The following is a 10,433-nucleotide window of genomic DNA, read 5'->3' as shown; positions in this document are numbered from 1 at the left end:
AAAGAGCAGTGCAACGCGGCTTTCGCTCACCGTTGCGAGGTCCCGTATATTACGTTTTCCTCATTCAGAGTCAAGCGATTATTTTCACTTTTCTCTGCCGGCGTTCATCGCTGAACCCCGCTGACCCGGCGGCTTGCGTGCCGTTGTTCCGTGTCAGTGGAGGCGCATTATAGGGAGTTCTCCGGCGCTGACAAGAGCAAAATTAAAATAAATTACCGACCGTGCTTTTTTTCACCAAAAGCCTCATCTTTTAGCCAGAAATCACCCTAATTGTCGTTTTAGCAACCACAACCCGCCTGCAGGTGGCATACTTACTGGCATCAAGACTTAAGGAATCTGCGTTATGCCTTTAAGCGCGCAACAGCTGGCGGCCCAAAAAAACCTCTCTTATGTGCTGGCAGAAAAGCTGGCCCAGCGGATCCTGGAAGGTGTTTACGCACCAGGTAGCATCCTGCCGGGCGAACTGGAACTGGGTGAACAGTTTGGCGTGAGCCGAACCGCCGTTCGTGAAGCAGTGAAAACCCTGACTGCGAAAGGGATGGTACTTCCCCGTCCGCGCATCGGTACACGCGTCATGCCCCAGGGTAACTGGAACTTCCTCGATCAGGAGCTGCTCTCCTGGTGGATGACGGAAAATAACTTCCAGCAGGTCATTGAGCATTTCCTTGTCATGCGCAGCAGCCTCGAGCCGCAGGCCTGCCTGCTGGCCGCCACGCTCGGAACGGCTGAGCAGAAGGCCCGCTTAAATACCCTGATGGATGAGATGGTTCATCTGAAGAAGAACTTTAACCGGGAACGCTGGATAGATGTGGATATGGCCTGGCATGAACATATCTATGAGATGAGCGGTAATCCGTTCCTGACCTCTTTTGCCTCGCTCTTTCACTCTGTCTATCACACCTACTTTACCTCTATTACCCAGGATGAGGTGGTGAAGCTGGATTTACACCAGGCAATTGTCGACGCCATTCAGGACAGTGATGGACTACGCGCCATGGCAGCCAGCCAGGCACTGCTTGCCCCACCAGCACGGTAGCAATAACAACAGGAATACGAATGACAGTAAAAAAAGCACGCAGTATGGCGGGCCTGCCGTGGATAGCGGCGATGGCCTTCTTTATGCAGGCGCTTGATGCGACCATCCTTAACACCGCCCTTCCGGCAATAGCCCAAAGCCTGAACCGTTCTCCGCTGGCCATGCAGTCGGCCATCATCAGTTATACCCTCACCGTGGCGATGCTGATCCCGGTAAGCGGCTGGCTGGCCGATCGTTTCGGCACCCGCCGTGTCTTTATGCTGGCGGTATCCCTGTTTACGCTGGGTTCACTGGCCTGCGCCCTTTCCAGTTCGTTGGGCGAGCTGGTTGTCTTTCGTGTGATTCAGGGGATTGGCGGCGCGATGATGATGCCGGTCGCGCGTCTGGCGTTGTTACGTGCTTATCCACGTAGCGAACTGCTGCCGGTGCTTAACTTTGTCACCATGCCGGGCCTGGTCGGGCCGATCCTCGGGCCGGTGCTGGGCGGGGTGCTGGTTACCTGGGCCAGCTGGCACTGGATATTCCTGATTAATATCCCCATTGGGGTCGCCGGGATTTTCTATGCCCGCAAATTTATGCCGAACTTCACCACCCCGCGGCGTAAATTCGATATGGGCGGGTTCTTCCTGTTTGGCCTGAGCCTGGTGCTGTTCTCCAGCGGTATGGAACTGTTTGGTGAGAAGGTGGTGGCGACTTGGCTGGCCGTCTCCATTATCTTCAGCGGCATTCTTCTTTTTCTTCTCTATATACGTCATGCACGCCGCCACCCGACGCCGCTCATTTCCCTCTCGCTGTTTAACACCCGCACCTTCTCGGTAGGTATTGCCGGCAACATCGCTTCGCGGTTGGGCACCGGCTGCGTTCCTTTCCTTATGCCGCTGATGCTGCAGGTCGGGTTTGGTTATCCGGCGCTGATTGCGGGCTGCATGATGGCACCTACGGCGGTGGGTTCGATCCTGGCCAAGTCCGGCGTGACGCAGCTGTTACGCCGGATGGGCTATCGCAGGACGCTGGTTGGGGTGACGATATTTATCGGGGTGATGATTGCGCAGTTCTCACTGCAGTCGGCTGCACTGCCGGTGTGGATGCTGATCCTGCCGCTGTTTGTGCTGGGGATGGCGATGTCGATCCAGTTCACCTCGATGAACACCATTACCCTTGCCGATCTCAACGATGAGAATGCCAGCGGTGGTAACAGCGTCCTGGCGGTCACGCAGCAGCTGTCGATCAGTCTGGGGGTGGCGGTGAGTGCGGCGGTTCTGCGTTTTTACGAGGGGTTCGACAGCACGAATACTGTCGAACAGTTTCACTCGACCTTTATCACCATGGGCGTACTGACGGTTGTCTCTGCCCTGGTGTTTATGCTGTTAAAACCGAAAGACGGTCGCAACCTCATTAAAGAACGCCACAAACCTAAACAGACCCCCGTTCCATCAGAACAGGAGTAAGCTGCAGCCGCTGCTGTTGCAATGCGGGCTGGGCGATACGGTGGATCAGCACATCAATCGCCAGCTCGCCCAGTTCATCTTTAGGCTGATGAATAGTGGTGAGCGGCGGCGTCATATACTGCGCCAGTTCGATATCGTCATAACCCACCACGGCGATATCGTCCGGGATACGCAGTCCCGCCTGATACAGCGCCTTATAAGCGCCCACTGCCATGGCATCATTACCAATAAAGACCGCCTGCGGGCGCTCTTTCTGCGCCAGTAGCGCCTGCATCGCCTCATACCCGCCGCTAAATTCGAAGTCACCGGTAATTTGATACCCTTCAGGCACCGGCAAACCGGCACGCGCCATAGCAACCAAAAAACCTTCCAGCCGCAGGCGGGCGGGGGTTTTATCCAGCGGGCCAGTAATGCAGGCGATGCGGGTGTGGCCTTTATCAATCAGATGCTGCGTCGCCATGTCTCCGCCCAGCAGCGAGTTATCCTGGATCAGATCGCTGGTACCGTCGAACGGCGCCCAGTCCATCATCACCGTGGGAACAGAAGGGTAGCGCTGCATAATCTCGGGGGAGGGTTGATGCGTTTCGGTGCACAGTAACAGCAATCCGTCGACGCGCTTTTGCATCAGCGTCTCCAGATTGCGGTTCATACGCTGTTCGTCACCTTCGGTATTGCATAATACCAGGCTGTAGCCGCGCTCAAAACAGCTGCGCTCCACGCCGCGCACCAGCTCGGAGTAAAAGGGGTTAGTACTGGCGGTAATGAGCATGCCAATGGTGCGCGTCTGGTTGAGCTTCAGACTGCGTGCCAGGGCGGAAGGCGCATAATTGAGGGATTTAACGGCAGCCTCGACCTTCTCCCGGATCGCGTCGCTGACGAAGCGATCGTTATTGATGACGTGGGAGACCGTCGAAGTAGAGACGCCCGCCATGCGGGCGACATCTTTCATTGTGGCCAAGCGTTACCTCTGCTGACTTAAAAATTCATCGATCTCATTGCGCCATGGAACAGAAGGCTGCGCGCCTGGACGGGTGACCGCAATGGCTGCCGCCGCATGGGCAAAGCGAATCGCGGTATCCAGCTGCTCGCCTTCCAGCAGCGCCGTCACCAGCGCGCCATTAAAGGTATCGCCCGCGGCAATGGTATCGACCGCTTTCACCTTAAAGCCAGGAACGCGGCGACCTTCTCCCTCGACGCTGGCCCATACGCCACGGCTGCCAAGGGTGATGATAACGGTATTGATGCCTTTATCGTGCAGGGCTTTCGCCGCGCGCGCCGCATCCTCATCGTTTTCAACGCGAATGCCCGTCAGCTTTTCGGCTTCGGTTTCATTCGGGGTGATGATGTCCACCAGCGCCAGAAGCTCGTCTGATAATACACGGGCCGGCGCAGGATTTAGTACGACAGTGGTATGATTTTCATGCGCAAATTTCGCTGCCGCCAGCACGCTTTCTACCGGCGATTCCAGCTGCATCAGCAGGGCATCGGCACCGGCGATAAGCGCCTTTTGCGCCACCACACGATCTGGCGTCAGCGCCGCGTTTGCTCCCGCATGAATACCGATGACATTCTCACCTTCCGCGTTGACAAAAATCAGCGCCACGCCGGTTGATTCGCCTTCGACCACGCTCACTGGCGCAATGTCGATGTTGTCGCTTGCCAGCTGGTTGCGAACTCGCTCCCCGGTATCGTCATCACCCGTACAGGCGATAAAGGCGATGTTTGCCCCGCTGCGCCCGGCGGCGACCGCCTGGTTAGCGCCTTTGCCGCCAAAGGCGACCTGGTAGCGATTGCCGGTTACGGTTTCGCCCGGGGTAGGGAAAGTATCAAGGTTGAGAATGTGATCGGCATTAATACTGCCAAGGACGACGAGCTTGCCTGCGGTTTTCATATTGGAGATGTCCATCAGAGAGTGCCACCGGGATGCCCCGGTGGCGTATGCCACTCTTTTCTTTATATGTTGTCCTTCAGGCAGCTAACGACCGCCTGAATCGCATATTACTGCTTGATGACCAGCTTCAGGTCAACAGGGTATTTAGCCTGAACTTTCTCGCCCTTCAGCACTTTGTCAGCAGTCTGCACGCCAGTCGCGCCGATCTGCTCCGGCAGCTGAGCAATGGTCGCAGCCAGTTTGCCATCGTTTACGGCTTTTTCACCATCAGGCGTGCCGTCAAATCCAACCACCATCACATCAGATTTACCCGCAGTCTGCAGGGCACGCAGCGCGCCCAGCGCCATTTCGTCGTTCTGGGCGAATACTGCTTTAACGTCCGGATGCGCGGTCAGCAGGTTCTGCATAACGTTCAGACCTTTAGTACGGTCGAAGTCTGCCGGCTGGCTGGCCAGTACGTTGAATTTGTGAGCCGCAACGGCCTGCTGGAAGCCTTCGCCACGCTCACGCGCTGCGGAAGTCCCGGCGATGCCCTGCAGTTCGATAACTTTGGCGCCTTCACCCGCTTTTTTAGCGATGTAGTCACCGGCGATTTTGCCGCCCAGCACGTTGTCAGACGCAATGTGGCTCACCACTTCGCCTTTGTTCGCCTGACGGTCCAGGGTGATCACCGGGATGTTCGCCTGGTTCGCCATCTTCACGGCGTTACCTACCGCATCGGAATCGGTCGGGTTGATCAGCAGAATTTTGGTGCCGCGAACGGTTAAGTCCTGCACGTTAGCCAGCTCTTTGGCCGGGTTGTTCTGGGAGTCGAGGATCACCAGGTTGTAGCCCAGTTTGTCGGCTTCTTTCTGCGCGCCATCCTTCAGGGAGACGAAGAACGGGTTGTTCAGGGTAGAAACCACCAGCGCGATGGTGTCTTTCGCCATGGCGTTTGCACTCACAGTTGCGCTCAGCGCGACAGCAGAAACCAGGGTAGCCAGTTTTTTCATGTTCATATCAAAGATGTCCTGTAGTGTCGTCAGTTACTGTTTTTTGTTGTCTACCAGTACCGCCAGCAAAATCACTACCGCTTTGACGATCATCTGGTAATAGGAAGAAACACCTAACAAATTCAAACCATTGTTCAGGAAGCCGAGGATCAGCGCACCGATCAGCGTCCCCACGATACGACCTTTACCGCCCGCCAGGCTGGTGCCGCCCAGCACGACCGCGGCGATGGCATCCAGTTCATAGCCTGTACCCGCCGTCGGCTGCGCAGAGGAGAGACGCGCCACTTCGATAATCCCCGCCAGCGAAGCCAGCAGGCCGCACAGGGAGTAGACGATAATTTTAACTTTATTGACGCTGATGCCGGACAGACGCGTTGCCGCTTCGTTACCGCCCAGGGCATAGATATAGCGACCCAGACGGGTGTGATGCAACATGTACCACGCCGCCAGGAAGACCAGACCCATGATCCAGACCGGCGTCGGGATACCCAGCGGGCGGCCGATACCAAACCAGCCAAACAGATCGGCGTTGTCGGTAAAGCCGGTGTTAACCGGGCTGCCGTTGGTATACACCATCGTTACACCACGCAGCAGCAGCATCATCACAAGGGTGGCGATAAAGGCCTGAACGCGGCCTTTCGCCACGATCATCCCGGTGACCGCACCGATCGCCGCGCCCAGCGCCAGCGCAGCTGCAACGGCCACCAGCGCGTTGACTTCAATCCCGACGATCGAAGCGGCCACCGCGCCGGTGAGCGCCAGCAGGGAACCGACGGACAGGTCGATACCCGAGGTCAGGATCACCAGCGTCATGCCCACCGCCATAATGGCGTTCACGGACGTCTGCTGGAGGATGTTGAACAGGTTATTAACGGTAAAAAAGTTCGGGCTCATGGTGGAAACAATCGCGATCAGCACCAGCAGGGCAATCAGCGATTTTTGTTCCATCAACCATGCCTTAGTGAAATAACGGCGTCCAGAAACAGCCTGGGTAGTCATCTTCTTACTCCTGATCCACGCGATTAAGCTTGCCCACAGCGGCAGCCATCAGAATTTCCTGGGTGGCCTGCTCGCGACTGAATTCACCGCCGAGATGCCCTTCATGCATGACGATAATGCGATCGCTCATGCCTAATACTTCTGGCATCTCGGAAGAGACCAGAATGATGCTCAGCCCGTCAGCCTTAAACTGGTTAATGAGCTGATAAATCTCTTTTTTGGCGCCAACGTCCACGCCGCGCGTCGGTTCATCGAGGATCAGCACCTTCGGACGGGTCATCAGACCGCGGGCAATCGCCACCTTCTGCTGGTTGCCGCCGGAGAGCAGCCCGATGGCCTGTTCCATCGACGGCGTTTTGACGTTAAACAGGCGGATAAAATCGCTGACGGCCTGCTGTTCGTCTTTGTGCTTCAGGCTTCCGCCGCTGCGGCTGAAGTAGCGCAGCGCGGTTAAGGACATGTTCTCTTTCACCGACATGCCCAGCACCAGGCCATCGCGCTTACGGTCTTCGGAGATATAGACGATGCCGTTCGCCAGACCATCCTGCGGAGAGCGGGTGACAACTTCGTGACCATCGAGGGTGACATAGCCGCTGGTGCGTGGATACGCACCATACAGCACCTTCATCAGCTCGGTACGTCCGGCCCCCATCAGCCCGGCCACGCCGAGGATCTCCCCCTGGCGCAGGGTAAAGCTGACATCATTCACCCCAGGACCACACAGGTTATCGACCTTCAGGCGGATATCGCCCGGGGCTTTATCGATGCGTGGATACTGGTCTTCCAGCTTACGTCCCACCATCATCTCAATCAGCGTGTCTTCGGTCAGCGTCGCCACTTCACGCTCGGCAATAAACTGCCCGTCGCGGAAAACGGTGACGTCATCGCAAATCTCGAAGATCTCTTTCATGCGGTGGGAGATATAGACAATGCCGCGCCCCTGCGCTTTCAGCTCGCGGATGACGCGGAACAGGGAGTCGGTTTCGGTATCGGTGAGGGCGTCGGTCGGTTCATCCATCACGATAACCCGGGATTCAAAACTCAGGACCTTGGCGATTTCGACCATCTGCTGATCGCCGATAGAGAGTTCGCCCACCAGACGATCGCTTTTAAAGCGCAGGTTCAGCTTCGCCAGCAGTTTATCGGCTTCGGCATACATCTGCTTCCAGTCGATTTTGCCGAAGCGGTTCACGAACTCGCGCCCCAGGAAGATGTTCTCCGCGATGGACAGCTGCGGGATCAGGTTCAGCTCCTGGTGGATGATGCCGATCCCGGCTTCCTGGGAGGATTTCGGGCCGTTAAAGGTGGTCTCTTTTCCCAGCCACAGCAGCGAACCGGCATCGCGTTGATAGATACCGGTAAGCACTTTCATCATCGTGGATTTGCCTGCGCCGTTTTCGCCCACCAGCGCCATGACGCGGCCGGGGTAGACATTCAGCGCTGCGCCGGAGAGGGCTTTGACGCCCGGGAACGATTTATCGATCCCTTTCAGTTGCAGTAGTGCGTCCATGGTGGCCTCAGAAGGTGACGCCAGCACAGAGAATGATATTCGCATACGGGGAACACTCCCCGCTGCGGATAACCGCCTGGCTGTCAGCGGTGTTTTTCTTGAACTGCTCGTGCGTTATGTAACTTATTTTTATGGTGTTTCCCTGGTGTTGTTGCAGTTGCTTGATATGGCCAAGCAACGTTTCGTGGAGCTGCGGATTATGTTGTTGGATTTCCGTAGCGAGAATGGCTTCCTCAACCTGCATCTCGGTTGTCACCACATCCAGCACCTGCATAAACGTGGGCACGCCCTGCGTTAATGCCAGATCAATACGCGTTGTGCTGTGGGGAATGGGTAAACCCGCATCACATACCACCAGCGTATCGGTATGCCCAAGACGGGAGATGACCGATGAGACTTCAGAGTTGAGTACCTTGCCTTTCTTCATATTCTTGCTCCACTAGCGAAACGTTTCGCTGACGTCAGTTTAATCTTACCGATGCGCAGAAAACCACCATGGCGTTGCAGATTTGTGATCGTCGTCGAAACGTTTCGCTAAGTGAAATGCGGACCGGAGAATTTGCCCGGCGGCGCTCCGCTTGCGCGGGCCTACGGGTATGGTAGGCCGGGTAAGCGAAGCGCCACCCGGCATGTTGAAAGGTTAAATCTCGACCTGGGTTCCTAACTCGATCACGCGGTTAGGCGGGATTTCGAACTGGTCGGGCGCACGCAGGGCGTTACGCTGGAGGATAAGATAGAGCTTACCGCGCAGGCGCAGATACCACGGCCGTTTGCCGACAATCAGCGACTCGTGCGACATGAAGAACGAGGTCTCCATCATCCGGCAGCTTAAGCCCTCAAGACCGCAGCGGTGGAATACCTCTTCCACATTCGGAGTCTCACGCCAGCCGTAGCTGGCCACCACGCGCCAGAAGGTAGGCGACAGCTGCTCTATCTGCACGCGGCGGACGTTATGCACGTAAGGCGCATCTTCGGTGCGCAGGGTCAGCAGGATCACCCGCTCGTGCAGCACCTTGTTGTGCTTGAGGTTATGCATCAGGGCAAACGGGATCACGTTCAGCGCGCGGGACATATAGACCGCGGTGCCCGGCACGCGTACCGGCGGCGATTTCTCCAGCGAGGCAATCATCGCCTCCAGAGAGTTACCGTGCTCGTGCATCCGGCGCAGCAGGCGGAAACGCTCGCTCTTCCAGGTGGTCATCACAATGAACATCACCAGACCCAGCGTCAGCGGCAGCCAGCCGCCGGAGACAATCTTGTCGAGATTGGCGGAGAACAACGGCACGTCAATACAGAGGAAGCCGACCAGAATCATCGCCACGAGGAATTTATTCCAGTGCCAGTTCCGGTACGCCACCGTGGTAGAGAGGATTGAGGTCAGCACCATGGTACCGGTGACGGCAATACCGTACGCCGCCGCCAGGTTGCTGGAGTGCTCGAAGCTGACGATAACAATCACTACCGCGAAGTAGAGCAGCCAGTTAACGAAAGGTATGTAGATCTGGCCCGACTCCATCTCGGAGGTGTGGATGATGCGCATCGGCGACAGATAGCCCAGGCGCACCGCCTGACGGGTAAGGGAGAAGACCCCGGAAATGACCGCCTGGGAGGCGATCACTGTAGCCAGCGTGGCGAGGATCAGCATCGGTACCAGCGCCCAGTCCGGCGCCAGCAGGAAGAACGGGTTTTTAATCGCTTCCGGGTGTTTGAGCAGCAGCGCGCCCTGGCCAAAGTAGTTCAGCACCAGCGACGGCAGCACCACAATAAACCACGCCACGCGGATAGGCAGCTTGCCGAAGTGGCCCATATCCGCATACAGCGCTTCAACGCCGGTAATAGAGAGCACGACCGCGCCCAGCGCCACAAACGACACGACTTTATATTCAAGGAAGAAGTGCACCGCCCACATTGGATTGAGCGCGTGCAGCACGTCCGGGTTAGCAATAATGCTGCGTAACCCCAGCGCCGCCAGGATCAGGAACCAGGAGAGCATAATCGGGGCGAAGAGTTTGCCCACCAGCCCGGTCCCGTGTTTCTGGATGACAAACAGCAGGGTCAGAACGATGATGGCCAGCGGGACCACCCATTCATCGAGCTGCGGCGCGATAATCTCAAGCCCCTCTATCGCCGAGAGTACCGAGATGGCCGGGGTGATCACCACCTCGCCATAGAAGAAGCTGCCCCCTACCAGGCCAATAATCACCAGGAACGAGGTCATCCTGGCGGACGTATTGCGCCCGGCAAGCGACATCAGGGTCAGGATCCCACCCTCACCGGCGTTATCCGCGCGCATGACGAAGGAGAGATATTTAACGGAAACCACCAGGATCAGCAGCCAGAAAATCAGGGACAGAAAACCAAACACAGCGTCGCGTTCAACGCCAAAACCAAACTGGCCGGACAGACATTCACGCAACGTATAAAGCGGGCTGGTGCCGATATCACCGTAGACAACCCCGATCGCCGCGAGCGTAACTGCGGGTAATGATTGCTTATTATCAGTGCTCATAGACTAGTCTTTTCGTTTGAATAACAAATGTGTGCTTAGTCCCTTGGC

Annotated in this window: 9 protein-coding genes; 2 read left to right on the top strand and 7 right to left on the bottom strand. The window is 56.8% G+C overall.

Annotated elements, in window-relative coordinates; genetic code table 11:
* The first annotated feature begins 343 nt into the window (after positions 1-343).
* Positions 344-1,036 (top strand): FadR/GntR family transcriptional regulator, encoded by a 693-nt coding sequence (locus K5I40_RS22945; RefSeq protein ID WP_223075682.1) that lies wholly within the window; start codon positions 344-346, stop codon positions 1,034-1,036.
* Positions 1,037-1,056: 20 nt separating this feature from the next.
* Positions 1,057-2,484, top strand: coding sequence for a multidrug transporter subunit MdtD (mdtD, locus tag K5I40_RS22940; RefSeq protein WP_223075681.1), 1,428 nt, complete (start codon positions 1,057-1,059; stop codon positions 2,482-2,484).
* On the opposite strand, the gene rbsR is transcribed toward mdtD, so the two are convergent.
* From rbsR to kup, 7 genes are all read right to left on the bottom strand, one after another.
* Entirely contained in the window at positions 2,450-3,442 is a 993-nt protein-coding gene (gene rbsR / locus K5I40_RS22935) for a ribose operon transcriptional repressor RbsR (protein ID WP_138370950.1), read from the bottom strand. The two genes, mdtD and rbsR, sit on opposite strands and share 35 nt — an antisense overlap.
* 3 nt (positions 3,443-3,445) lie before the next feature.
* Positions 3,446-4,375, bottom strand: coding sequence for a ribokinase (gene rbsK / locus K5I40_RS22930; RefSeq protein WP_223075683.1), 930 nt, complete (start codon positions 4,373-4,375; stop codon positions 3,446-3,448).
* 107 nt (positions 4,376-4,482) lie between these two features.
* Positions 4,483-5,373 (bottom strand): ribose ABC transporter substrate-binding protein RbsB, encoded by an 891-nt coding sequence (gene rbsB, locus K5I40_RS22925; RefSeq protein WP_039032200.1) that lies wholly within the window; start codon positions 5,371-5,373, stop codon positions 4,483-4,485.
* Between the two features lie 27 nt (positions 5,374-5,400).
* Complete coding sequence (gene rbsC, locus K5I40_RS22920; RefSeq protein WP_138370949.1) at positions 5,401-6,366, bottom strand: ribose ABC transporter permease; 966 nt, start codon at positions 6,364-6,366, stop codon at positions 5,401-5,403.
* Between the two features lie 4 nt (positions 6,367-6,370).
* The gene (gene rbsA, locus K5I40_RS22915; RefSeq protein ID WP_039032202.1) at positions 6,371-7,876 is read right to left on the bottom strand and encodes a ribose ABC transporter ATP-binding protein RbsA; all 1,506 of its coding nucleotides are present in this window, start codon (positions 7,874-7,876) and stop codon (positions 6,371-6,373) included.
* Between the two features lie 7 nt (positions 7,877-7,883).
* Positions 7,884-8,303 carry a D-ribose pyranase gene (gene rbsD / locus K5I40_RS22910; RefSeq protein WP_138370948.1) on the bottom strand — a complete coding sequence of 140 codons (420 nt, stop codon included), beginning with the start codon at positions 8,301-8,303 and terminating at the stop codon, positions 7,884-7,886.
* Positions 8,304-8,516: 213 nt separating this feature from the next.
* Positions 8,517-10,385 carry a low affinity potassium transporter Kup gene (gene kup, locus K5I40_RS22905; protein ID WP_039032204.1) on the bottom strand — a complete coding sequence of 623 codons (1,869 nt, stop codon included), beginning with the start codon at positions 10,383-10,385 and terminating at the stop codon, positions 8,517-8,519.
* Positions 10,386-10,433: the final 48 nt, after the last annotated feature.

This window comes from Leclercia sp. LTM14 (assembly GCF_023736175.1).
Lineage (GTDB): Bacteria > Pseudomonadota > Gammaproteobacteria > Enterobacterales > Enterobacteriaceae > Enterobacter > Enterobacter barmai.
The sequence above is the reverse complement of the archived record's forward strand: the minus strand, read 5'-3'. Positions and strand labels throughout refer to the sequence as shown.

Coding starts and splice junctions, on each gene's coding strand:
- K5I40_RS22945 (WP_223075682.1), top strand. CDS start 344: ATGCCTTTAAGCGCGCAACAGCTGGCGGCCCAAAAAAACCTCTCTTAT.
- mdtD (WP_223075681.1), top strand. CDS start 1,057: ATGACAGTAAAAAAAGCACGCAGTATGGCGGGCCTGCCGTGGATAGCG.
- rbsK (WP_223075683.1), bottom strand. CDS start 4,375: ATGAAAACCGCAGGCAAGCTCGTCGTCCTTGGCAGTATTAATGCCGAT.
- rbsB (WP_039032200.1), bottom strand. CDS start 5,373: ATGAACATGAAAAAACTGGCTACCCTGGTTTCTGCTGTCGCGCTGAGC.
- rbsC (WP_138370949.1), bottom strand. CDS start 6,366: ATGACTACCCAGGCTGTTTCTGGACGCCGTTATTTCACTAAGGCATGG.
- rbsA (WP_039032202.1), bottom strand. CDS start 7,876: ATGGACGCACTACTGCAACTGAAAGGGATCGATAAATCGTTCCCGGGC.
- rbsD (WP_138370948.1), bottom strand. CDS start 8,303: ATGAAGAAAGGCAAGGTACTCAACTCTGAAGTCTCATCGGTCATCTCC.
- kup (WP_039032204.1), bottom strand. CDS start 10,385: ATGAGCACTGATAATAAGCAATCATTACCCGCAGTTACGCTCGCGGCG.